This is a genomic window from Escherichia sp. KS167_9B, from assembly GCF_030295215.1.
In the GTDB taxonomy this organism is placed as follows: Bacteria; Pseudomonadota; Gammaproteobacteria; order Enterobacterales; family Enterobacteriaceae; genus Escherichia; species Escherichia coli_F.
In genome coordinates this window covers 3,002,416-3,027,119 of sequence record NZ_AP025754.1, presented here as the reverse complement: position 1 = coordinate 3,027,119, position 24,704 = coordinate 3,002,416, and the positions used below count along the sequence as shown (strand labels likewise).

General features: G+C 50.5%; 22 protein-coding genes. 6 read left to right on the top strand and 16 right to left on the bottom strand.

Features of this window, described 5'->3' with window-relative positions; translation table 11 throughout:
• Window positions 1-740 precede the first annotated feature (740 nt).
• The 3 genes from QUE34_RS15110 to QUE34_RS15100 form a co-directional block, all read right to left on the bottom strand.
• Window positions 741-1,280, bottom strand: a complete 540-nt coding sequence (locus QUE34_RS15110) for a DUF5384 family protein (protein WP_000755178.1) — start codon at window positions 1,278-1,280, stop codon at window positions 741-743.
• A gap of 15 nt (window positions 1,281-1,295) precedes the next feature.
• Complete coding sequence (locus tag QUE34_RS15105; RefSeq protein WP_001295476.1) at window positions 1,296-1,814, bottom strand: outer membrane lipoprotein; 519 nt, start codon at window positions 1,812-1,814, stop codon at window positions 1,296-1,298.
• A 310-nt stretch (window positions 1,815-2,124) separates the two neighbouring features.
• The gene (locus QUE34_RS15100; protein ID WP_000076001.1) at window positions 2,125-2,316 is read right to left on the bottom strand and encodes a YfgG family protein; all 192 of its coding nucleotides are present in this window, start codon (window positions 2,314-2,316) and stop codon (window positions 2,125-2,127) included.
• Between the two features lie 17 nt (window positions 2,317-2,333).
• Between QUE34_RS15100 and QUE34_RS15095 the strand changes: the two genes are divergently transcribed.
• Window positions 2,334-2,486, top strand: coding sequence for a hypothetical protein (locus tag QUE34_RS15095; RefSeq protein WP_032303538.1), 153 nt, complete (start codon window positions 2,334-2,336; stop codon window positions 2,484-2,486).
• A 181-nt stretch (window positions 2,487-2,667) separates the two neighbouring features.
• Window positions 2,668-4,911, top strand: coding sequence for a cyclic-guanylate-specific phosphodiesterase PdeF (pdeF, locus tag QUE34_RS15090; protein ID WP_032303537.1), 2,244 nt, complete (start codon window positions 2,668-2,670; stop codon window positions 4,909-4,911).
• 38 nt (window positions 4,912-4,949) lie between these two features.
• Here the strand turns inward: pdeF and ppx are convergent, their stop codons facing one another.
• From ppx to purM, 4 genes are all read right to left on the bottom strand, one after another.
• Window positions 4,950-6,491 (bottom strand): exopolyphosphatase, encoded by a 1,542-nt coding sequence (gene ppx / locus QUE34_RS15085; RefSeq protein WP_001121344.1) that lies wholly within the window; start codon window positions 6,489-6,491, stop codon window positions 4,950-4,952.
• 4 nt (window positions 6,492-6,495) lie between these two features.
• Entirely contained in the window at window positions 6,496-8,562 is a 2,067-nt protein-coding gene (gene ppk1 / locus QUE34_RS15080; protein ID WP_000529576.1) for a polyphosphate kinase 1, read from the bottom strand.
• Between the two features lie 171 nt (window positions 8,563-8,733).
• Complete coding sequence (purN, locus tag QUE34_RS15075) at window positions 8,734-9,372, bottom strand: phosphoribosylglycinamide formyltransferase (RefSeq protein ID WP_032303536.1); 639 nt, start codon at window positions 9,370-9,372, stop codon at window positions 8,734-8,736.
• The gene (purM, locus tag QUE34_RS15070) at window positions 9,372-10,409 is read right to left on the bottom strand and encodes a phosphoribosylformylglycinamidine cyclo-ligase (RefSeq protein WP_032303535.1); all 1,038 of its coding nucleotides are present in this window, start codon (window positions 10,407-10,409) and stop codon (window positions 9,372-9,374) included. Before purM ends, purN begins: the two co-directional genes overlap by 1 nt.
• Before the next feature lie 324 nt (window positions 10,410-10,733).
• Between purM and upp the strand changes: the two genes are divergently transcribed.
• The 3 genes from upp (at window position 10,734) to QUE34_RS15055 (ending at window position 13,531) form a co-directional block, all read left to right on the top strand.
• Window positions 10,734-11,360: a uracil phosphoribosyltransferase gene (gene upp / locus QUE34_RS15065; RefSeq protein ID WP_001295473.1), complete on the top strand. Its 627-nt coding sequence runs from the start codon at window positions 10,734-10,736 to the stop codon at window positions 11,358-11,360.
• A gap of 85 nt (window positions 11,361-11,445) precedes the next feature.
• Window positions 11,446-12,735: a uracil permease gene (uraA, locus tag QUE34_RS15060; protein WP_000198328.1), complete on the top strand. Its 1,290-nt coding sequence runs from the start codon at window positions 11,446-11,448 to the stop codon at window positions 12,733-12,735.
• Between the two features lie 94 nt (window positions 12,736-12,829).
• Window positions 12,830-13,531, top strand: a complete 702-nt coding sequence (locus QUE34_RS15055; protein WP_001307333.1) for a DnaA inactivator Hda — start codon at window positions 12,830-12,832, stop codon at window positions 13,529-13,531.
• 105 nt (window positions 13,532-13,636) lie between these two features.
• Here the strand turns inward: QUE34_RS15055 and arsC are convergent, their stop codons facing one another.
• Window positions 13,637-13,996 (bottom strand): arsenate reductase (glutaredoxin), encoded by a 360-nt coding sequence (gene arsC, locus QUE34_RS15050; protein WP_000166449.1) that lies wholly within the window; start codon window positions 13,994-13,996, stop codon window positions 13,637-13,639.
• A 20-nt stretch (window positions 13,997-14,016) separates the two neighbouring features.
• Complete coding sequence (gene bepA, locus QUE34_RS15045; protein WP_000489665.1) at window positions 14,017-15,480, bottom strand: beta-barrel assembly-enhancing protease; 1,464 nt, start codon at window positions 15,478-15,480, stop codon at window positions 14,017-14,019.
• A gap of 212 nt (window positions 15,481-15,692) precedes the next feature.
• Between bepA and QUE34_RS15040 the strand changes: the two genes are divergently transcribed.
• On the top strand, window positions 15,693-16,754 hold the full coding sequence (locus tag QUE34_RS15040; protein ID WP_000892043.1) for an AI-2E family transporter: 1,062 nt from the start codon (window positions 15,693-15,695) through the stop codon (window positions 16,752-16,754).
• A gap of 36 nt (window positions 16,755-16,790) precedes the next feature.
• On the opposite strand, the gene focB is transcribed toward QUE34_RS15040, so the two are convergent.
• Genes focB through hyfF form a run of 7 tightly spaced genes read right to left on the bottom strand, consistent with a single transcriptional unit; the run spans window position 16,791 to window position 24,704 of the window.
• Window positions 16,791-17,639, bottom strand: a complete 849-nt coding sequence (focB, locus tag QUE34_RS15035) for a formate transporter FocB (RefSeq protein ID WP_032303534.1) — start codon at window positions 17,637-17,639, stop codon at window positions 16,791-16,793.
• A 21-nt stretch (window positions 17,640-17,660) separates the two neighbouring features.
• Entirely contained in the window at window positions 17,661-19,673 is a 2,013-nt protein-coding gene (gene hyfR, locus QUE34_RS15030) for a DNA-binding transcriptional regulator HyfR (protein ID WP_032303533.1), read from the bottom strand.
• Window positions 19,674-19,702: 29 nt separating this feature from the next.
• Window positions 19,703-20,116, bottom strand: a complete 414-nt coding sequence (gene hyfJ / locus QUE34_RS15025; RefSeq protein WP_000796783.1) for a hydrogenase 4 assembly chaperone HyfJ — start codon at window positions 20,114-20,116, stop codon at window positions 19,703-19,705.
• Entirely contained in the window at window positions 20,109-20,867 is a 759-nt protein-coding gene (hyfI, locus tag QUE34_RS15020; protein ID WP_000075547.1) for a hydrogenase 4 catalytic subunit HyfI, read from the bottom strand. The genes hyfJ and hyfI overlap by 8 nt, the downstream gene beginning before the upstream one ends.
• Window positions 20,864-21,409 carry a hydrogenase 4 subunit H gene (gene hyfH / locus QUE34_RS15015; RefSeq protein WP_032303531.1) on the bottom strand — a complete coding sequence of 182 codons (546 nt, stop codon included), beginning with the start codon at window positions 21,407-21,409 and terminating at the stop codon, window positions 20,864-20,866. The genes hyfI and hyfH overlap by 4 nt, the downstream gene beginning before the upstream one ends.
• 9 nt (window positions 21,410-21,418) lie before the next feature.
• Window positions 21,419-23,134 carry a hydrogenase 4 catalytic subunit HyfG gene (gene hyfG, locus QUE34_RS15010; protein WP_286338846.1) on the bottom strand — a complete coding sequence of 572 codons (1,716 nt, stop codon included), beginning with the start codon at window positions 23,132-23,134 and terminating at the stop codon, window positions 21,419-21,421.
• Window positions 23,124-24,704: a hydrogenase 4 subunit F gene (hyfF, locus tag QUE34_RS15005; RefSeq protein ID WP_103253403.1), complete on the bottom strand. Its 1,581-nt coding sequence runs from the start codon at window positions 24,702-24,704 to the stop codon at window positions 23,124-23,126. The genes hyfG and hyfF overlap by 11 nt, the downstream gene beginning before the upstream one ends.

The following is a 24,704-nucleotide window of genomic DNA, read 5'->3' as shown; positions in this document are numbered from 1 at the left end:
CGTGGTCGGGTTGCAGTTGCAGCAGAATCATGCGGATTTATACGCCCTGTGTATGCGCCAGAGACGATCGGGAGGGCAATGCCACGATCCTTTCGGTATTTTTGGATCGCCTGTCGGGAAAAGGTAACCTCAGTAATTAGCAGTAAAAATAATGCTTATTCTATTGTTTATAAAAGAGAAATTTGGTTACCCCTAAAAGGTAATCTGAGGTAACCCAAAAGGTAACCTGTTTTATATTTTCATATAAATCATGATGTTACAAATTAGAAGACATCACTATTATAAAAGGTAACCTGATTACGCTTTGGTTACCAAAAGATTACCTTTCTCTGTTTTTGAAAAATCCTTTTTATTCATTAAGTTATTTTGATTTTTCGTTGCAGGTTACTAAGGTTACCTTTTTCCGAAGTCCCCACGGACTTTGGTATATATAGATAGGTTAAAAAGTAGCCGTTATGTTTGCCAGCTATTTACTTCCCATTCTTCCACTGGCCAGCATGTTAATATGCCCGGTAATGATAACTAGTTGCCATTGGGTTACTTTCTTCTGTGGACGGTAAAACTGACGGTAAATTGGGTTGTGGGTCTCGATTTAGATTAGTAAAATCAAGTGATTAAGTCGACTGTAGATAATCGAGTGGGAATGATTTGATCCCTGCACTATGAATTAGCAAAACCCTCTGTTACTACAGAGGGTTTTTTATACTCACGAATCATAGGATTGAAGTTACTGACATCGCTTAGTTAAACCAGCTGTCCGATTTGTTTTCTTCTGCTTTGCCCACGCTTTTCATCAGATCGCGACCGCCTTCAGTCATATTCCTGTTTGCGTCAGCTTCAGATTGCACCACATCGGTTTGCGCAGCTTTGTGCTTCAGTTCCTGATCGATAAATTCGTTTTCTCGCTTAACGCGGGCTTCTTCTTTCGCCAGCGCCAGTTTTTGTTTCTGAATCTCTAAGCTGCGTAGCTCATCTTCATAACTTTGATCGCGTTTCTTGTCCGCAGTGGCTTCGGCGTCCAGTTTATCCTGACGAGCTTTCTTATTCGCCGCTGCCGTTGCCGCTCTTTTATTAGCCGCGGCCTGGGCGTTTGCGCGACGTTGCTTCTCTTGCTGGATTTCCCTGTTGCGCTCCGCGACCCATTCGTCATGCTGCCTTTGCTCTTCGTTTTTACCTTGCTGTTCCGCTTCTGCGACAGCAGAGAGTTGATCCTGCAATGATGAGGCGATAGCCGGATAGCTTAAGGAGGCTAAGATGGCGCAAAGAAAAACTTTCTTCATGACTCCTCCTGATTATTAGCTCTTTTCAGGACATTTGGTATTTGGCTGAATACGCGTTTCGTTATACGTCGTGGTAATAACAACGGCTAAACCTGTCGTAAACTGGCACTCTTTACCCACCTGGGTGGAGGTATACACTTTGGTGCCTTCCTTATACGTTAGAGAAACACCTTCCACTAAGGTTTTATCATTCACCATAGAACCTGCTGCCGCGCCAACAGCTCCGCCGCCAACTGCACCTGCCGTCGTTCCGGAATTGCTGCCAGACCCCACGTTGTGGCCGATAACACCGCCAGCGACTGCACCAATAAGCGCGCCGAAGGCTTGTGCGTTTCGTTTATTTTGGGAGTTGTCTACGGCAACTTTTGCGGGAAGAATGGAAATAATATTAACGGTTTTAGTTTCTTGTTTGGTATTCAGTTGATCGGTTTGATAAACATCGGCGGCATGATCATCAGCATTTGACTGGCATCCTGCCAGAGTGAATGACGCTAACATTGCCACAGGCAGAAGACATTTTTTAAATTTCATCACTATTCCTTGTTATACACATTACGAAAAATAAGACATTTAAGATCATCAAAAGAGGAAAGTAAATGTATTGCGTATAAAGGAATAGATTAAATTTATTAAAATTCATGTGGAAAATAATTTATAAAAATACATCATTAAAACATATGTATTAATTTTATATTTATTTCGCAGCCAAACAGGATAAACATCAGTCAGGACAAAGACGTAAAATTTAAGATGAAAGAATATCTGCCGCTTTGATAATCTCAAAGAGCAACTGCATCCGACAGCGAGGTGCCGTTATGTTCAGTGAAGGTGGAGAAGGTAACCGCTAACGTTGTACCGGTGATTCGACGGAGAGTGTGGATTGTTGAGCTTCTTTTTTGCTCTGATGGTGCTGCCAGGCACCGACGGACGAGTAGATAAAGCGGCCAAAGAAGAAGATAAAGCTGATGAGCAGTACGATACGGGTCATGCGACTGTTAAATCGGTGTCGTTTTCGCATACTGGTTGCCTGACTCACAAAAGGTTCCTTGAAGTATGTCCCACATCGTGGACGGTACTTACATTAAGGCACACCAGGACAAAATGGTCAATTCTTCATTATGTAAAAAAGCGTCAGTGGATACATATTTTAATGTTATGGAAGTTAATTTAATTATTTACAGTGATGATGTAATAATGATGAATTAACATGATAAACGTAATAATTCATTAATCAGGGTTATTTTGTTTGATATATATCAATTGGAACTTTCATATGACACTTAGAATCAATGCTCTCTATAGTGATGAATAATCATCATTCGAAGTCAGGTGGGATGCCTGTCTGAATACACCTCCTTCAGGATGTGGGGGATTCTGCTGAGCATCTATGAAACTGAATGCAACTTATATAAAAATACGTGATAAATGGTGGGGGCTTCCGCTGTTCCTGCCTTCTTTCATCTTGCCCGTTTTCGCCCATATTAATACTTTCGCGCATATTTCTTCCGGTGAGGTTTTTCTCTTTTACCTGCCTTTGGCACTGATGATCAGCATGATGATGTTTTTCAGCTGGGCGGCATTGCCAGGTATCGCTTTAGGGATTTTTGTTCGCAAATATGCAGAGCTGGGTATTTACGAAACGCTCTCATTAACAGCTAATTTTATTATCATTATCATTCTCTGTTGGGGCGGTTACAGGGTCTTTACTCCCCGGCGTAACAACGTTTCACATGGTGATACCCGTTTAATTGCCCAGCGTATATTCTGGCAGATTGTATTTCCTGCAACGCTGTTTCTAATACTTTTCCAATTTGCTGCGTTTGTTGGATTACTGGCGAGCAGAGAAAATCTGGTCGGCGTCATGCCCTTTAACCTCGGGACCTTAATCAATTATCAGGCCTTGCTGGTAGGTAATCTGATTGGTGTCCCGCTGTGCTATTTCATCATTCGGGTGGTGCGAAATCCGTTTTATTTACGTAGCTATTATTCGCAATTAAAACAGCAGGTTGATGCCAAAGTTACCAAAAAAGAGTTCGCGCTCTGGCTACTGGCATTAGGTGCGTTGTTGCTGCTGTTGTGCATGCCGTTAAATGAAAAAAGCACAATTTTTAGCACCAATTATACCTTGTCATTATTGCTGCCCCTGATGATGTGGGGAGCGATGCGCTATGGTTATAAGCTGATTTCGCTGCTCTGGGCGGTCGTGCTGATGATCAGCATCCACAGCTATCAAAATTACATTCCCATTTATCCTGGCTATACCACGCAGCTGACCATAACCTCCTCCAGTTATCTGGTATTCTCTTTTATTGTCAATTATATGGCTGTACTGGCAACCCGTCAGCGAGCGGTAGTCAGACGCATTCAGCGGCTTGCGTATGTGGACCCGGTGGTTCATTTGCCAAATGTTCGCGCCCTGAATCGCGCGTTGCGTGATGCCCCCTGGTCTGCGCTTTGTTATTTACGCATCCCCGGCATGGAAATGCTGGTTAAGAACTATGGCATCATGCTACGGATTCAATACAAGCAAAAACTTTCTCACTGGCTGTCACCATTGCTGGAACCGGGTGAAGATGTTTATCAGCTTTCGGGTAACGATCTCGCGCTGCGACTGAATACAGAAGCGCACCAGGAGCGCATTACCGCACTGGATAGCCATCTCAAGCAATTTCGTTTCTTTTGGGATGGAATGCCGATGCAACCGCAGATTGGCGTCAGTTACTGCTATGTGCGCTCGCCAGTGAATCATATCTACTTACTGCTGGGAGAGCTAAATACGGTCGCCGAACTTTCCATCGTGACCAACGCCCCGGAAAATATGCAGCGTCGCGGGGCAATGTATTTGCAACGCGAATTGAAAGATAAAGTCGCGATGATGAATCGGCTACAGCAGGCGCTGGAACACAACCATTTTTTCCTGATGGCCCAGCCGATTAACGGTATGCGTGGTGATGTCTACCATGAGATCCTTCTGCGCATGAAAGGTGATAATGATGAACTGATCAGCCCCGACAGCTTCTTGCCGGTCGCGCACGAATTTGGTTTATCGTCGAGTATCGACATGTGGGTCATTGAGCATACGCTGCAATTTATGGCTGAAAACAGAGCGAAGATGCCCGCTCACCGTTTTGCGATTAATCTGTCGCCAACCTCGGTATGTCAGGCTCGTTTTCCCGTTGAAGTCAGTCAACTGCTGGCTAAATATCAAATTGAAGCGTGGCAACTTATTTTTGAAGTCACCGAAAGTAATGCTCTGACCAATGTTAAGCAGGCGCAAATCACCTTGCAGCATCTTCAGGAATTAGGCTGCCAGATTGCGATTGATGATTTCGGCACCGGCTACGCCAGCTATGCGCGGCTTAAAAATGTGAATGCCGATCTCCTTAAAATTGACGGCAGTTTTATCCGCAATATTGTGTCAAATAGTCTGGATTACCAGATAGTGGCGTCGATTTGTCACCTGGCGCGAATGAAGAAAATGCTGGTAGTGGCAGAGTACGTTGAAAACGAAGAGATCCGCGAGGCGGTGCTTTCTTTAGGGATAGATTATATGCAGGGTTATCTTATTGGTAAGCCGCAACCGTTAATTGATACGCTGAATGAAATCGAACCCATTCGCGAAAGTGCCTGAACAGCGAGGGCCGACATTTCTTGTCGGCCCGCAAAGCATTAAGCGGCGATTTCTGGTGTACTTTCTTCTTCAATTTTCAATCGCCAGCCAGCCACGCCTTCCCAGTATTCTTGCTCCTTTTCCAGATCAAGCAGTACCAGTGCATTCTGACTAAACCAGTCATGCGGAAAACGCAATGTCCAGTGACTGTCATCGGTAATCAGCGTTAATGTTGGCGGTGTGGTGGTTGCCTGACGTTGATTGTTGAGCAAGACGCCAAGGCGCAATAGCTGAATCAGTGGCAGGAACTGTTTCTTCTTAAACAAGGTAAAGCGCGGCAGATCGTCGAGCTTAATCGCTTTACGGTGATAGCGCACCAGCGTCGCCATCATCAACTGCTGTTCCTGATTAAAACCCGGCAAGTCGCTGTTTTGCAGAATATAAGCGGAGTGGCGATGCAAACCGCTGTGGTTGATATTCAACCCGACCTCATGCAGCATGGCGGCCCATCGCAGTAGCGCTTCCAGTTGCGGATGCGCCAGCTTCGGTTGCTGCTCCCGCCACTGTTCGTACATTTGCATAGTGGTATCCAGCACCCGTCGGGCCTGTTCACTGTCGATGTGATACTGGTTAGCGAGACTACTGGCGGTGCGACTACGCACATCCTGATGACGGAAACGTCCTTCCATTTCATACAATACGCCTTCGCGTAACGCCCCGTCAGAAAGGCGCAGTTCACGGATGGCTAAAGCATCAAACACACCGCATAAAATCGCCAGTCCAGGAACGAAGACTGTTTTCCGTTCTTCGGAAAGACCCGGTAAACTCAGCGATGCGAAATTACGGTGACGTAAAACTTCTTTTACCAGTTTTTCCAGACGTTCCGGGGTAATTATCCCGTCTTTCTCGCCCATTTCCATTAACACTTCATGGGCGGCTTTTATGGTACCGGAAGCGCCCATTGCCACGTTCCAGCCCTGAATACGGAATTGCCAGGTTAAAGTTTCCAGTTTTTGTGCTGCTGCCATGCGAGCGCGCTGAAAATTCTCTTTATTGATGACCCCGCCCGGGAAATAGAGTTGGGCAAAGCTGACACAACCCATCCGGCGGCTTTCAACGAGAATCGGTTCGAAATTTTCACCAATCACCAGTTCCGTAGATCCGCCGCCAATATCAATAACCAGTTTGCGACCTTTTTCCGGCTGGGTATGTTCCACGCCCATGAAAATCAGACGGGCTTCTTCATTACCGGAAATAATTTCAATCGGGTAGGGAATGACCTTTTCCGCGCGTTTCAAAAAGTCAGTAGCATTCAACGCCTGACGCAGCGTATGGGTGCCAACAATACAAACGCTGGCAGGCGAAAATCCCTGCAGGCGTTCAGCAAACAACGATAGGCAGTTCAATCCGCGTGTGATTGCCTCTTCACTCAACATATTATCTGGCCCCAGACCGTCTGCCAGATGGACCCGCTGTTTCAGGCGACCAATAATCTGCATAGCGCCATCCACCACACGGGCAATAACCATGTGGAAACTGTTTGAACCAAGATCGACCGCAGCAAACTCCTGCGGACGAGGGGATTTGTCGTGTATTGGCATAGGGTTATTCAGGTTGTTCGAGGGATTTGATGTAATCGTAAATCGCCAACTGCGCCCGCACTTTGCGGCGGTTACCGCGGGGAACGTAGCGATTACTAAGTTCTTTATCGATATAACGCGCTTTGACCGTATCGCTGAATAAAATGTCGATGATGTCCAGTACTCGCTGCTTCAGGCGTGGATCGAGTAGTGGCGTCGCTACTTCAATACGATAATCAATATTGCGCGTCATCCAGTCGGCGGAAGAAAGATAAACCTTTTTATCGCCGCCATTTTCAAAAATATAAACCCGGTCATGTTCAAGGTAACGGTCAACAATACTGATAGCACGGATGTTATCACTAATGCCTTCCAGATTAGGGATCAGCGAACACATTCCACGAACCAGCAGATTCACCGGCACGCCGGAGCTGGAAGCCGCATACAGACGGTCGACCAGACCTTTATCGACAAGGTTATTTAGCTTCAGGGTGATACCGCTGGGCAGCCCCTGCTGCGCGTTGGCGATTTCGCGGTCCACCATTTCATACAACAGGCGGCGGGAGTTTTGCGGCGACACCATTAAATAATCAAATGTCACCGGACGGTATGGGTTTTCAATAAAGTTGAACACCCGCCGTACTTCGTTGGTGATGCGCGCATCAGCGGTCAGCAACGAATAGTCAGTATAAAGCCGCGCGGTTTTTTCGTTAAAGTTCCCGGTCCCGATGTGCGCGTAACGCACCACTTCACCGTTTTCTTTACGTGAAATCAGGAACAGCTTGGCGTGAATTTTGAGCCCCGGCGCAGAGAAGATAACGTGCACGCCTGCTTCGGTCAGGCGCTTCGCCCAGTGAATATTGGCTTCTTCGTCAAAACGCGCCTGTAGCTCAACCACCACGGTCACCTTTTTACCGTTGTGCGCGGCGTGGATCATCGAGTCGATGATGCGTGAATCTTTCGCCACGCGGTAAATGTTAATCTTAATCGCCAGTACGCTCGGATCGAACGAAGCCTGACGCAGCAGTTCCAGCACATGCTCAAAAGTGTGATAAGGATAATAGAGCAGCACATCACGTTCGCGAATGGCATCAAAACCGTTGCGGAACTGGGCTTTATCGAACCAAATATGGCGTAAACGCGGCAATGGTTTGTTCACCAGATTGGCTTTGCCGACGTTGGGGAAATTAATAAAGTCTTTAAAATTATGATAACGACCGCCGGGGACGATGGAGTCGTAGCGGGAAATAGTCAGTTTTTCGCGTAACACTTCAACCAGCGCATTGGGCATATCGCGCTGATAAACAAAACGCACCGGCTCAGCAGTTAAACGCTGCTTGAGACTGGAAGACATCAACTCCATCAGGCTGGCTTCCATCTCATGCACTAAATCGTATTCGGCATCGCGGGTCATCTTCATTGAATAGGCATTCAGCGCGTCATAATCAAAGAAGCCTTTGAAAATATCATCAAGGCAGTAACGCAGAATGTTATCCAGAAGAATCATCGGCTTGCGTCGACGCGGCGCTTCTGGTGGTAAATTCACAAATCGCGGCACTTTATCTGATGGGATCTCCAGCAGCGCGTAACGGATGGTATCGCCACGGATAATTTCCACCGCCAGATAGGTGTAATCATCTTTCAGGAACTGCACTAAGTCAGTGTCAGGATTGATTAAAATCGGCGTAATGTGCTGACGCAGATACTGCTTAAAATAATGACGCAGCCAGTTTTGTTGATTGACGGAGAGCTGGCGTTCATTAATCAGGAAGATCTGGTTGCGCGCCATCTCCAGCAACAGCTCGTTGTAGAGGCCGTCGAATTCCTGATCGGCTTTCAGTACCCGGGACTGAATTTTGCCCAGTAAATGGCGGGAATGAGAGTTGGAACCTTGTTCTTCGCTAATAATGATGCGTCGCTTCAGTTCAGCGAAGCGGACTTTATAGAACTCATCAAGGTTATTGGAATAGATCCCCAGGAAACGCATCCTTTCAATCAGCGGGTTAGATTTGTCCGCCGCTTCCTGAAGCACGCGTTCATTGAACGATAACCAACTGAGCTCTTTTTCGATGTATAGCTTTTCCTGACCCATTACCACTTTTACTCCGTTTTATTCACGGGACACTGCCTGGATATTATGGCGAGCAATATTGGCAGATGTCCAACTATGCCAGAAAAGGGGGAAAAAAACTGCTGGAGCTTGCGATTTACAGGTGAATTGAAAAACGCCAGCGGCAGAGCTGGCGCTTTAACTACGGGGGCATTACTCGTCGGCAGCGTAGCCCTGCGGCGGCAGACGTTGACCATCCAGCCACGCGGCGTTTTCGTGCATTTTCAGACGACCATCGGCAAACCAGCTAATCACCAGTGGATAAATAGCGTGTTCCTGGGTTTGCACGCGGGCGGTGATGTCATCCTCCGTATCACCAGCAAATACCGGGACTTTCGCCTGTAAAATAACCGGGCCACCGTCCAGTTCATCGGTGACGAAATGCACCGATGTACCGTGCTCTTCATCGCCATTTTCCAGCGCCTGACGATGGGTGTGTAATCCGGGATATTTCGGCAGCAGAGAAGGGTGAATGTTCAGCAAACGCCCGGCATAGTGGGAGACAAACGCCGGGCTGAGAATGCGCATAAAACCAGCCAGCACGACCACATCGGGTGCGTACATGTCGATTTCATGAATCAACTCCCGGTCATAGGCTTCACGACTGTCAAACGCGCCGGCGATGAGCGTATGCGTTGCAATACCCGCCTGGCGGGCGCGTTCAAGGCCGAACGCGTCGGCCTTATTGCTGAAAACTGCCCGTACGGTGCCTTTAATTTTATTGGTTTTGCAGGCGTCAATAATTGCCTGCAAATTACTTCCGTTGCCGGAAATAAGCACCACAATATTCATTATTCGATAACCACGCGTTGTTCGGAATCAGAGGCTTTGATGATACCGATTTTCCACGCGTTTTCACCGTTGGCATTGAGCAGGGCGAGGGCTTTGTCCACTTCCGGAGCAGGCAGGGCAATAATCATCCCGACGCCGCAGTTGAAGGTGCGATACATTTCATGGCGCTCAACGTTACCTGCCGTTTGCAGCCAGTTGAACACTTCCGGCCACTGCCAGGAAGATTCATCAATCACTGCCTGGGTATTATCTGGCAATACGCGCGGAATGTTTTCCCAGAAGCCGCCGCCGGTCAGGTGCGCAATAGCATGCACATCGACCTTTTCAATCAACTCCAGCACGGACTTCACGTAAATGCGGGTTGGTGCCAGCAGATGATCGGCTAATGGCTTACCATCAAGTTCGGTGGTTAACGGATCACAACCGCTGACTTCAAGAATTTTGCGCACCAGCGAATAGCCGTTCGAGTGCGGACCGCTGGAGCCGAGTGCAATCAGCACATCGCCATCGCTGACTTTAGAGCCGTCGATGATTTCTGATTTTTCTACCACGCCAACGCAGAATCCGGCGACATCGTAATCTTCACCATGATACATCCCCGGCATTTCTGCCGTTTCGCCACCCACAAGCGAACAGCCCGATTGCAGACAACCTTCAGCGATGCCGCTGATCACCGCTGAAGCGGTATCAACATCCAGTTTTCCGGTTGCGTAATAGTCGAGGAAAAAGAGGGGTTCTGCGCCTTGTACTACCAGATCGTTAACACACATGGCGACCAGATCGATACCAATGGTGTCGTGACGTTTTAAGTCCATCGCCAGACGCAGCTTGGTACCTACGCCGTCAGTGCCGGAAACCAGCACGGGTTCACGATATTTTTGCGGCAATGCACACAGCGCACCGAAGCCGCCCAGACCGCCCATCACTTCCGGACGACGCGTTTTCTTCACTACGCCTTTGATTCTTCCAACCAGAGCATTACCCGCGTCAATATCAACACCGGCATCTTTGTAGCTAAGAGAGGTTTTATCGGTCACTGCTTGGGTCCCCACGCGTTACTTGCGGTAGAAAAATAAAATTCGGCGCAATTCTAACAGGGAAAGCAAACGTTTGCGAGACTGCTTTACACAACCTTTTTGCACTTCATTTTCCCAAGCGCGCGGCGAAAGAATAGCTGCACTGTGGCAAAGAAGAGTTTTTGGATGGAATAATATTCTTTCATAACCACATGAATATAAAGTAACTTTATCTAAAACCGTTATCATTTTGACTCAAATCAACGAAAATAATATTGCCGCCTTGAAGAAAGGAGGTATAATCCGTCGATTTTTTTTGTGGCTGCCCCTCAAAGGAGAAAGAGTATGAAGATCGTGGAAGTCAAACACCCACTCGTCAAACACAAGCTGGGACTGATGCGTGAGCAAGATATCAGCACCAAGCGCTTTCGCGAACTCGCTTCCGAAGTGGGTAGCCTGCTGACTTACGAAGCGACCGCCGACCTCGAAACGGAAAAAGTAACTATCGAAGGCTGGAACGGCCCGGTAGAAATCGACCAGATCAAAGGTAAGAAAATTACCGTTGTGCCAATTCTGCGTGCGGGTCTGGGGATGATGGACGGTGTGCTGGAAAACGTTCCGAGCGCGCGCATTAGCGTCGTCGGTATGTACCGTAATGAAGAAACGCTGGAGCCGGTACCGTACTTCCAGAAACTGGTTTCTAACATCGATGAGCGTATGGCGCTGATCGTTGACCCAATGCTGGCAACCGGTGGTTCCGTTATCGCGACCATCGACCTGCTGAAAAAAGCGGGCTGCAGCAGCATCAAAGTTCTGGTGCTGGTAGCTGCGCCAGAAGGTATCGCAGCGCTGGAAAAAGCGCACCCGGACGTCGAACTGTATACTGCATCGATTGACCAGGGACTGAACGAGCACGGATACATTATTCCGGGCCTCGGCGATGCCGGTGACAAAATCTTTGGTACGAAATAAAGAATAAAAATAATTAAAGCCGACTTTAAGAGTCGGCTTTTTTTTGAGTAAAGCGCCTATAACACATAATACAGAGGATAATACTATGACGCGCCGTGCTATCGGGGTGAGTGAAAGACCGCCACTTTTACAGACAATCCCGCTTAGTTTGCAACATTTGTTCGCCATGTTTGGTGCAACCGTCCTGGTGCCCGTCTTATTTCATATTAACCCGGCGACTGTACTGTTATTTAACGGTATAGGAACGCTGCTGTATCTCTTCATCTGTAAAGGGAAAATCCCGGCTTATCTTGGTTCCAGCTTTGCCTTTATTTCACCGGTATTGTTACTGTTGCCGTTAGGGTATGAAGTCGCGCTGGGCGGCTTTATTATGTGCGGCGTGCTGTTCTGCCTGGTTTCTTTTATCGTGAAGAAAGCGGGGACCGGCTGGCTGGACGTGCTGTTTCCACCTGCGGCAATGGGCGCAATCGTTGCCGTCATCGGTCTGGAGTTGGCGGGCGTAGCTGCCGGTATGGCAGGTTTACTCCCGGCTGAAGGGCAAACGCCAGACTCCAAAACCATCATCATCTCCATTACCACGCTGGCAGTCACGGTTTTAGGTTCCGTGCTGTTTCGTGGTTTCCTGGCAATTATCCCGATTTTAATTGGCGTGCTGGTGGGCTACGCGCTCTCTTTCGCAATGGGAATTGTCGATACCACGCCGATTATTAATGCTCACTGGTTTGCGCTGCCAACTCTCTATACGCCGCGCTTCGAGTGGTTTGCCATTCTGACTATTCTGCCAGCGGCGTTAGTGGTTATTGCCGAACACGTAGGGCACCTGGTAGTAACGGCTAATATCGTCAAAAAAGATCTGCTGCGCGATCCAGGTCTGCACCGTTCGATGTTTGCTAACGGCTTGTCGACCGTGATCTCCGGCTTCTTTGGCTCCACGCCAAACACCACCTACGGGGAAAACATTGGCGTGATGGCGATCACCCGTGTTTACAGTACCTGGGTTATCGGCGGGGCGGCGATTTTCGCTATCCTGCTTTCCTGCGTCGGTAAACTGGCTGCTGCTATCCAGATGATCCCATTGCCGGTGATGGGCGGCGTTTCGCTGCTGCTTTATGGTGTTATCGGTGCTTCCGGTATTCGTGTTTTGATCGAATCGAAAGTGGATTACAACAAAGCACAGAACCTGATCCTGACTTCCGTGATTTTGATCATCGGTGTCAGTGGCGCGAAGGTAAACATCGGCGCGGCGGAGCTGAAAGGTATGGCGCTGGCGACCATCGTCGGTATCGGCTTAAGTTTGATCTTCAAACTGATTAGTGTGCTGCGACCTGAAGAAGTGGTGCTGGACGCAGAAGACGCGGATATAACAGACAAATAATGTACCGACCGGGCAGTGTTGCTGCCCGGTTCAAACATCATGGGATTCTGTGGTAAACTTCTCGCGATTTTGTGAAATCCTGGTTGAGGTATCTCTGAACACACCGGCACAGCTCTCTTTGCCACTTTATCTTCCTGACGACGAAACCTTTGCAAGTTTCTGGCCGGGGGATAACTCCTCTTTACTGGCCGCGCTGCAAAACGTGCTGCGTCAGGAACATAGCGGTTACATCTATCTCTGGGCACGCGAAGGCGCGGGGCGCAGCCATCTGCTGCACGCGGCTTGCGCGGAATTGTCGCAGCGTGGCGATGCGGTGGGCTATGTCCCGCTGGATAAACGCACCTGGTTTGTTCCGGAAGTGCTCGACGGTATGGAGCATTTGTCGCTGGTCTGTATCGACAACATTGAGTGTATTGCAGGCGATGAGTTGTGGGAGATGGCGATTTTCGATCTCTACAATCGAATTCTGGAATCGGGTAAAACACGGTTGTTAATCACCGGCGATCGTCCACCGCGGCAGTTGAATCTGGGATTACCGGATCTCGCGTCGCGACTCGACTGGGGGCAGATCTACAAATTGCAGCCTCTTTCTGATGAAGATAAGTTGCAGGCGCTACAGTTACGCGCGCGTTTGCGTGGTTTTGAACTGCCGGAAGATGTGGGGCGTTTCTTGCTGAAGCGGCTCGACAGAGAGATGCGCACGTTATTTATGACGTTGGATCAGTTGGATCGTGCGTCGATTACCGCGCAACGTAAGCTGACCATTCCGTTTGTGAAAGAAATTCTGAAACTGTAGACAAGACGTTTATTGTCGGATATGCACCCATAGTATTCGTCGGCCGGATAAGACGCGGCAAGCGTCGCATCCGGCAATGTGCTTCAACTAGCGATGGAGCACTTATTAACCCACGATTTCCAGCACCTGCTCCGGTGGACGACCAATTCGCGCTTTGCCATTCGCGACCACAATCGGGCGCTCCATTAGCTTCGGATTATCCACCATTGCCTGAATCAGCGCCTCTTCGCTAAGCGAACTGTCAGCCAGGTTCAGTTCTTTATAAAGATCCTCTTTCTGGCGCATCAATTCACGAGCGCTATTCATTCCCAGCATTTTCAGCAAATCGCGCAGCGTTGCCGCATCGGCGGGTGTCTCAAGGTAGAGCACCACTTCTGGCTCCACGCCGTTTTCTTTCAGCAGGTTCAGCGTTTCCCGGCTCTTTGAACAGCGTGGGTTATGGTAGATTTTTACCTGTTTGGTCATTGTTCTTCCTTTAATGCGAATTACATCTTGGTATAAGGCTTAAAGCGTTCTTGCAGCTGGCGCAACTGGTCGATGCGCGCATCGTAACGCGCTTGTTGCAGGCTGCCTAATTTCACCTGAGAACTGGCGCTACTCAACAAGGAAATGGCCTGATCGAGTCGCCCGGCGAGCGCATAACCTTCTGCTCGCGCAGCCAGTTCCTGATCGCGGTTATTTAGTGCGGCTTCCGCCTGTGCCAGTAAATCCCAGCCGTTGCTGTCATCTTTATTGTTAAAAGTGTAGCGATTCAGAATATTGGCCGCTTCCTGTGGTTGCCCCCCTTGCAGATAAGCGTTCGCCAGGTTGAGCTGCAACACCGGATTGGTGCGCAAATCGCGGGCATTTTTCAGGCGATTGATAGCGTCATTGGCTTTGTTTTGCCCAAGATCGATATCGGTAGCCAGATCGAGATACCATGCGTTGCCAGGTTCTGCCGCCAGTAACGGTTGCAGCGTTTTACGCGCTTCGTCGTATTTATTGGCTTCCATCGCCTGTAAAGCACGACCATATTGCGCCGCTCGTTGCTGACGAACGTTTCCTTTCGCCCATTCATCCAGCAAATCACTGGTGAGCTGATTACGTCCGGAATTATACATCCCCAGTGTGCGCGCTTTCGCCAGATAGAAATCCTCCGACGACTGCACCACCATCGGGCGCATCTGATTAGCACGGTTGCGGGCATCTGCCAGACGACTTTCCGGCAACGGGTGAGTCAATAAAATTTCCGGCGGACGCGAGGAGTAACGCGCCTGATCGAGCAATTTTTCGAGGAAGGTTGGCATCGCCTGCGGATCGAATCCTGAGCGTTGCAGCACCTGAATACCAATGCGGTCCGCTTCCTGTTCATTTTGCTGGGTGAAACTGATCATACCCTGGCGCGTTCCCGCCAGCGTACCGGTTAGCGCCGCCATCCCTGCTTGTGGACTGGCCATCGCCAGTAAAATAGAACCTAATGCCCCGACCCAGGTCAGTGGTGCGCTGCGCTGCTGATCTTCCATCGCTCGCGCCAGGTGACGTTGGGTGACGTGGGAGATTTCGTGCGCCATAACTGAAGCCAGTTGACTTTCGTTATCGGAATAACGGAACAGGGCAGAGTGCAGCACCACGTTGCCGCCAAAGAAAGCAAAGGCGTTAATTTCGTCGTTGTTGATCAGAAAGAAATGAAACGGTGTCTTAACCGAATTGGCATGCGAAACCAGACGCATCCCCAGCGAATTAATATATTGCGTTAACAGCGGGTCATTAATTAACGGCGCGCTGCCGCGTAGCTGGCGGACATAATAGTCGCCCATCTGCATTTCCTGGCCAATGGAAAGCGTGCTTCCTGCGGAGGTTCCCATATCCGGCAAGGTGTCTGCGCTGTCGGCAAACGCCGGGGCTACCTGACCAATGGTCATAGCAGCAATGAGGGTTGCAACCAGGTTTTTTTTCAACTGCCTGAACATAACCTCTATCCTGTATTTCTGAAGATAGTCATTTGACCGATACTGTGAAATATCGTTCCCACCGCGCCGCCTTTGAGTGTAACGGCGAAGATTAGCCCACTCAAATGACTTTTCAGTTTCCTGAATCCGTCATAAAAAGCGAAGTCTTTTTTGTGACATTTCGATACAATCGCGGATCGCAATCCCGCTCTTGAGGTTCAGGGAAGGTCTTTATGCTCGAAATGTTGATGCAATGGTATCGCCGCCGTTTTAGCGACCCGGAAGCGATTGCCTTGCTGGTTATTTTAGTTGCCGGATTTGGCATTATTTTTTTCTTTAGTGGCCTGCTTGCTCCGCTGTTGGTGGCTATTGTGCTGGCCTATTTGCTGGAATGGCCAACCGTGCGCCTGCAATCTATTGGCTGCTCCCGCCGCTGGGCGACGTCGATTGTATTGGTGGTTTTCGTCGGTATATTGCTATTGATGGCGTTCGTGGTACTGCCTATCGCCTGGCAGCAGGGCATCTACTTAATTCGCGATATGCCGGGGATGCTCAATAAGCTTTCTGACTTTGCCGCCACGTTGCCGCGCCGCTATCCGGCGTTAATGGATGCGGGCATTATTGATGCAATGGCCGAAAATATGCGCAGTCGGATGCTGACCATGGGCGATTCGGTGGTGAAAATTTCCCTCGCCTCGCTGGTCGGTTTGCTGACCATTGCCGTCTATCTGGTGCTGGTACCATTGATGGTCTTCTTCCTGCTGAAAGACAAAGAGCAGATGCTGAACGCCGTTCGTCGGGTGCTGCCACGTAACCGTGGACTGGCAGGACAGGTATGGAAGGAGATGAATCAACAAATCACCAACTATATCCGCGGCAAAGTGCTGGAGATGATCGTGGTGGGGATCGCCACCTGGCTGGGATTCTTACTCTTCGGGCTGAACTATTCGCTGCTGCTGGCGGTGCTGGTCGGCTTCTCGGTACTTATTCCGTACATTGGTGCATTTGTGGTGACCATTCCGGTGGTTGGCGTGGCGCTATTCCAGTTTGGTGCTGGCACGGAATTCTGGAGCTGCTTCGCGGTGTATCTGATCATTCAGGCGCTGGACGGCAACCTGTTAGTACCTGTGTTGTTCTCCGAAGCGGTTAACCTGCATCCGCTGGTCATTATTTTATCAGTAGTGATCTTCGGTGGTTTGTGGGGATTCTGGGGCGTATTCTTCGCCATTCCATTGGCGACGCTGATCAAAGCCGTGATTCACGCCTGGCCCGATGGTCAAATCGCGCAAGACTAATCTTCAGCCCGACGAACTGTTTCGCCGGGCTGATTTTTAGGGTTCCTGACGTAAATAAATAGCCCGATAACAAATACTCACCAGCACTGCACCGCCGATAATATTACCCAGCATCACCGGGAGCAGATTGGCGGTAATAAAATGGCTGACCGTCAGTGCCTGAAAATTGTCTGCGCTACTGTGCGCCAGTTGCCAGAAGGAGGTAGGGGCGAAATGGCGAATGGCAATGGCGAACGGAATCACAAACAAATTGGCGATACAGTGCTCAAAGCCACTGGCGACAAACAGGGTGATGGGCAAAATCATGGCGACGATTTTGTCGCATAATGAACGTCCGCAATAACTCATCCACAGCGCCAGACAAACCATCAGATTGCACATAATGCCGAGGCTGACAGATTCAGTAAATGTATGATGCATTTTGCCCTCGGCGCAGTGTAAAACCGCGACTCCCCACATCGCGTTTTCACTCATCACCAGCCCGGAAAACCAGATTAACAAACTGAAACAGGCAATACCTGCCAGATTACCGCAGGCCACCAGAAGTGCATTAATCAGCCATGTTCGCAAGCTAATAACGCCCCGACTTTTTGCCATCACCGTCATTACCGACGAGGTGAACAGGCTGGTGCCGCAAACCGCCAGCAAAATAAAGCCGAGTGTAAAGCAAAGGCCACCCACCAGATGGGTTAATGCCTGTGAAGACGGGGCATCGGCGATAACGGTAAGGTAAAAAGTAAATCCGATCGCCATAAACACGCCTGCGGACATCGCCATTAAAAAGACCGACACTTTGCTGCGGACAATTTTATGGGCGGCAATCCGTTCAGCGATTGCCGCTTTTCTGGCGCTCAACTGCAAGTCGAAAGAGAGTTTGTTTCTCATGCATACTCCTGCAAAAACAGATTACAACACCTCGCGAACCGAGATCCCCAGCCGCTGCATTCGTGATAGCAGCGTGGTGCGCTTCATCCCTAATCGCGTCGCCGCGCCACGGGGCCCGGCAACAATGCCATTGGTTTCTCGCAATACCTGAACAATGCGCTGACGTTCTTCTTCGTCATTCTCTGGCGTCGTCGGGTGCAGTAACTGCGCCATTGAACTGCGAAGCGCCGAATTTTCATTTAACGTCGGCAGTAAACGGCTTTGGCGGACATTAAGATGTAAATTCAGACTGTTACCGCGAGTCAGTAATACCGCTCGCTCAATCACGTTTTCCAGCTCGCGCACGTTGCCCGGCCAGTCCCACGACATCAACTGGCGTAGCGCTTCTGTTGGAATGGCATCAATTGTGCGATTCATATGGCGCGCCATTTTTTGTGTAAAATGTTTTGCTAAAAGAGGGATATCTTCCGGACGGTCGCGTAGCGGCGGCAATTCCAGTGGAAAGACGTTAAGTCGATAAAAGAGATCGCTGCGAAACTGGCGATCTTCTACCATTTGCCACAAATCACGGTTGGTGGCGGCAATGACTCTGACATTCACCGGGATCGTTCTACTCCCACCGAGACGCTCAATTTCCCGCTCCTGTAATACGCGTAGCAGTTTGGGCTGAAGTTCTAACGGCAGATCGCCAATTTCATCGAGAAATAACGTGCCGCCATCGGCAATTTCAAAACGACCACGATGAGTGTTAATCGCGCCAGTAAATGCCCCTTTGTCGTGACCGAATAACTCACTTTCCAGAAGACTGGCGGGGATAGCGGCGCAGTTGATTTTGACCAGCGGCTTGTCGCGTCGCGGGCTCAGTTGATGGATCGCCCTGGCGATCACCTCTTTGCCGGTTCCGGTTTCACCACAAATCAACACCGTACTGTCGCTCTTCGCCACAATATCTACCTGCTGGAGTAAATCTTCCATTGCCTGGCTTTGGTAGATAATGTCACCGACGCCCAGATTCGAAAGGAGCTGCTCGCTAAGCTGGTGATTTTCTTGCTGTAAGCTTTCCTGCAAATCGGTCATGCTACGCCAGGCATCGGCATTGCCAACGGCAATAGCGATGCGATCGGCAATATGTTGTAGTAGCTGGCAGTTTTCCTCACTAAAGAGAGTGGGAGAGGTATGCGCCAGCAACAATGCACCCGGTGTATGGTTGCCAAAGGTGAGCGGTATAAGGAGCGCAGATTCGCAGCCGTTAGATGCAAGTAAGTGTAATAACGGGTCGCGTTGCCAGAGAAACAGATCGTCTGCACGGTGCGTCAAGGTCGGTTGTCGGGTTTGTAGCGTTTGTGTCAGCAATACACTTTCGCCAGGCATACAGCGTGGCAGACACGCACAATGTGAGGCAGAAAGATCGCTGCACCACAGGCTGAACTTCTCGTTCTTTCGATGATCGCCCAGTACCATACTGACTGAAGCCAGACCGAAAAAATGATGGATCTCACGAGCGACGTCAGCGATCAGATCGTCGAGATCAAGATGTGACAACACTGCATTAGTGATATCCACCAGTACCCGATGATGATCGCGATCTTTCTCCAGCAAACGCAGCGCCACCTGCTGTTCTTCATCATTGAGCCATGATTGCAGAACCGGAGTGATTATGTGTGCCAGCCAGTTAAACAGTGTGCAATCCAGGGGAGTAAAACGACTGCCGTGGGTGCGAATAAAGCGTAGCTCCGCCATTCCACTACTGCCGAGAAGGACGGCGTGGCGCGAATAATCGACCATCTCGCCCTGATACTCTGTTGTTGCCGTCACATCGCTGCCATCATCATGGTAGCGGTAATAGAAGTTGCTTTTGAGAACATGCAGTTCAATAAGTTGTACCGGGCTGAACGGCGGCGGCAGCGGGATGAAGGCGCGTAATAAAGACGCCTTGCCGTGTTTCTGCGCTAACCGCTCCGCGAGCATTCCGTTTACCGCTTCAATTGTTATTCCTTGTGGCGGGGCAAACATCGCCTCGTCTGACATAGCCATCAACAGTCCTTATTAATGAGAAATCCTTCTCACGCAATTTTTCTGGCCATCAGATAGATGGCCGGTTCCTGCACAATTTCATCCAACAGATGAATGAATTGAATGCTACGCGCCTGCCACACAGACGTCGCGTCATCTGCTAGTGGCGCGAATGCCCTGGTCAACAGGGCGGTGTGGCTGGCGTCAATAACAATCTCACCAAAGGTCATCACCCCCAGCATCTTACGTCGGGCTTGCTCCTCTTCGACCTGTGCAAGCCAATCTTCGTATTCCGTCTGTGGGCAGCGGAAGGCGACATTCAGACAATCAATCACGCCAACGTGATGACCGATAGCCAACGAGTAATACATTACCTGGGAGCTGTGTTCCGGCATCTCGTCGCTACTGGCGATAAATTTTTTTCGCAGCGTCCAGAAAACAATTTCCCCGCACTCCTCAGCCATGTAACCCCCGGAGAACGCGAAAGAGTTGCTGAACGATACTATTGAGACGCGGATCGTCGGCTTCGCGCAACCAGGTGTTAACCCGATTTCCTGTAGGATCGTCGCTTAAATGGCGCAGGAGCCGATCGCAAATTTCTCGCCCCTGACGATAGCCCGCCAGCCGCCTCGCTTCTCGCTCAATGGCAATACGCTGTGATGGCGGGATCTGCGGCCACAGCGGTTGCATGGTCACCCCGGTGGGATCGCGATAATCCACCGCGTGAATCTTCTGTTGTAGCAAACCGAGCGCCACGGCGAAACCGTGAATGGTGGCGGCCGGTGTTGGCGGACAGCCGGGGATCCAAACATCAATGGGGACAATGGTGTCGCTGCCGCCCCAGACGCTGTAGAGATCGTGGAAAATACCGCCGCCGACACCGCACGCGCCGTAGGAAACACAGATTTTATGATCGGGGGCAGACTCATATGCCCGAAGTGCAGGCATACGCATCGCCCGGGTGACTGCGCCAGTAAATAACAAAATATCGGCGTGACGCGGTGATGAAACAACCTTAATGCCAAAACGTTCTGCGTCGAATACTGGTGTGATGGCGGCAAAAATTTCGATTTCGCAGGCGTTGCAGCCGCCGCAATCGACGCGATAAACGTAGGCCGAGCGACGGATATCCTGTAACAAATGCTGCTTCATCTTTTGCGTTTGTTCGTCCAGCGTGATGGGCTGGCTGACATGTTGCGTAAGCACTGGACTCATAGCTGCTCCTTAGCCACCCGGGGTTCATCTGTGTCGTCGTTGATCAGCGTCGCGCGTTGTTTGCATTCCGGGCAGACGCTCGCTTGCGCCCACAACATTTCGCGGTTTTGTGGTGCATTTTGTTGCTGTGCCAACAGTTCTGCAGCCAGTGCGACGGTTTTTTGCGGGGCAAACGGGCGTTCGCAACGGCTGCAACGTTGTAGATGGAACGTCGCGCGGGTATAGAGATCGGCTTTATTGGTGACGGTCAGTTCAAAGTTATTGGTAAGCTGAATGGCTCTGGTCGGGCACACTTCTTCACAACGTCCGCAGTAAATACAACGCCCCAGATAGAGCTGCCAGGTGCGCGTATTTTGCTGGTCGTCGGTCTGGATAGTCAGCGCATTTGCCGGACAAGCACAGGCGCAGGCACCGCAGGCAATACATTGGCTGGGCATCAGGTCCGGTTTCCCGCGAAAGCCTGGGCTGACCTCCAGTGGCGCGAAGGGATATTTCACCGTCGCGGTTCCGGCGCGCATAATAGTTTTCAGTAACTTCAGCATTTTCTGTCCTTACTTCAGCGGCGAACGGTTACGATCAATGCCGTAGCGTTCGCTCTCTTTATACGGCACGGTTTTTGACTGGCGCTTGCGCACATCAACCAGCGTCACACGGTCGGTACAGGAGTAGCAGGGATCAAGGCTACCGATAATCAGCGGTGCGTCAGAAACGGTATTGCCGCGCAGCATGTAACGCAGCACTGGCCAGTTGGCGTAGGTGGCGGCACGACAGCGCCAGCGGAACAATTTTTGGTTATCACCGAGCATGCTCCAGTGCACGTCTTCACCGCGTGGCGCTTCAACAAAGCCCAGCGCGAATGCGTGAGGTTTATAGCTAAAGCCTTCGGTCAGCAGTGGGGTATCCGGCATGTTGTCGAGGGCAAATTCCAGCATTGCCAGCGAATCAAACGTCTCTTTGACACGGACCATCACGCGGGAGAAGACATCGCCGCCGGTAAAGGTAAACAGCGTTTTTGGAATATTGCCGTAGTCGGCGTAGGGGTGATCAAAGCGCAAATCACGGGCAAAACCACTGCCACGGATCAGCGGCCCTACGGGGCTATAATCACGGGCGATTTGTCGGTCGAGAATGCCAATGCCCTGAGTGCGTTGTTCCATATTCGGCGTGGCAAGCAGCATCTCTACCAGCTCCGACACGTCGGCGCGCATCTCGCGCACCAGTTTCATCGTTTGCAGACGTTGCTCTTTGAGAATATCGCGGCGAACACCACCAATCAGATTCAGACCGTAGGTTTTACGCGACCCGGTCAGCAATTCCGCCATCGTCATCGACTTTTCCCGCACGCGGAAAAATTGCATAAAACCGGTATCAAAACCAACAAAATGGCAGGAGAGGCCAAGATTGAGCAAATGACTGTGCAGCCGTTCGACTTCCAGCAGAATCGAACGAATGGTATGCGCTCGTTGTGGCACCTCAATCCCCAGTGCATTTTCAACCGAGTTGGTATAGGCCACACTGTGGGCAAAACCGCAAATCCCGCACACGCGGTCCGACAAGAAGGTCACTTCGTTGTAGCCCATCCGCGTTTCTGCCAGTTTCTCCATGCCGCGATGGACATAAAACAGGCGGTAATCAGCATCGACAATTTGCTCGCCATCCACAAACAAGCGGAAGTGACCTGGTTCATCGGAGGTGATATGCAGCGGGCCAACAGGGATCACCCGCGCATCGCTGTTGCCCTCGTTGATAAACGGATACGTTTCGGTATCAGTCGTCGGTTCAGGGCGCAGTCGATAATCCATCGCGTCTTTGCGCAGCGGATGCATATCTTCCGGCCAGTCATCGGGCAACACCAGGCGACGCTGATCCGGCAGGCCAACCGGAATCAGCCCGTACATATCGCGAATTTCTCGCTCGCCCCAGACCGCGGCAGGGACGCGCGGTGTGACTGACGGAAACTCCCGACTGTCGGCATCGACCAGTGCCTTCACCACGATCCAGCATTTTTCGGCCCCTTCCATTGAAAGGGCATAATAAACCGCGTAATGACCGTTAAGTGTCCGCTCGTCGTTGCCAAACAGGACCGGAAGCCAGCCATCATGTTGATAATAAAGATAATGTACAACGTCAGGCAGCAGATTTATTTTCACCGTAATGGTGACCTGTTCAGGCGTTTGTCGCTCTTCATCCAGCACCGCGCCGGGGAACTGCGTTTTCAGGGCGGCGAGAATCGCTTCGCCACGATTTGACGATGAATTAACGTTCACTGTGTTTCTCCGAAACAGATGCGGTGCCTGAAGGCAAAAAATCATGCCAGGTGCTACGTTGTGCAGGCAGGTCGTGCGTCCCTGAGAGGACTATAGTGGAAGCGCCCGCCAGGATCCTGATGACAGGTTGTGGAATATGCGTTCCCATCGCCAGCATCATGACCAGCAGAATCACCATTGGCGAGGTGGTCAACCAGCCAAGTTCACCCCGGTTAACGGCCTGCGGCGGTTTCGCCATTAATACCCGCGCAGCCATCCGTACCAGGCCCGCCAGCACCAGCGTTAACAGCAATAACAGCAGGACGATAATCAACAGGTGATTACGAGCCAGTCCGGCGGTAACGGTCATAAATTCGCTAAGAAAAATGTTGAAGGGCGGCATCCCGGCCAGCGCCAGCGCACCGCCGCCAAACAGCACGGCGGTAAATGGCATGATTTTGAGCATTCCGCAGACGACGTTGAGATCGCGCGTGCCGTACTTGAGCAGTACATTGCCGGAACCGCAGAACAGCAGCGTTTTTGCCAGACTGTGGTTTAAGGTGTGCAGCAGCGCAGCAAAAATTCCCAGCGGCCCGCCAATGCCTAGCGCCACCGCGACCAGTCCCATGTTCTCCACGCTGGAGTACGCCAGCAGACGCTTAATGTCCCGCTGTACCAGAATGAAAAATGCCGCCACGGCAACCGACAACATGCCGAAGATGAGCAACAACCGGTTGGGGAAATCGCTGCCGATGGCCTGGCAAATAATGATGTAATAGCGAATCAGCACCAACAGCGCGCAGTTCAGCAATACGGCGGAGAGCAGGGCGCTGACCGGACTCGGCGCTTCACTGTGAGCATCCGGCAGCCAGGCGTGCATGGGAAATAGCCCGGTTTTGGTGCCAAAGCCAATTAGCACAAACACAAAGGCCAACAGCATTAATGTTGGGTCAAGCAAGGACGATTGCTTAAGAACCTCGCTCCAGAATATCGCCATTTCTGCCTGCGGCATAACGCTGGCGGCGTTGGCGTATACCAGCACGGTACCGAACAGACCAAAAGCGACACCAACAGTACAAATAATGATGTACTTCCATGCAGCTTCCAGAGATGAACGCTGACCGTAAATGCCTACCAGAAACGCCGAGCTTAAGGTGGTGGCTTCGATTGCCGCCCACATCACAATCAGGTTATTGCTGGTAACAACCAGCAGCATGGTGAACAAAAACAGATGGAAGAAACCGTAGTAATCGCACAGCGTAACGGGTGAAAGCTCGCCGTGAGCCACTTCATGACGCATGTAGCCAATCGAGTAAACACCGGTGAGAAAGCCAATCACACCAAGAATGGCGAGGAACAAACCGCCCAGACCATCAATATGAAGCCACAGTCCCGCAGCGAATATTTCTCCCGCATCAGCGGCAGTTTGGACCACCCACAGTGCCAGAATCAGCAGCAGTGTGATCCCTAAGCTATGTAGTACTGTCACCGTGCGAGTCGCAGAGTATCCCCGTTTCCGGCAGGCAAAACAGAGCAGCGAAAAAAGCAGCGGCGTGAGCAGGAGTAAAGCGAACATCACAGAATAACTCAT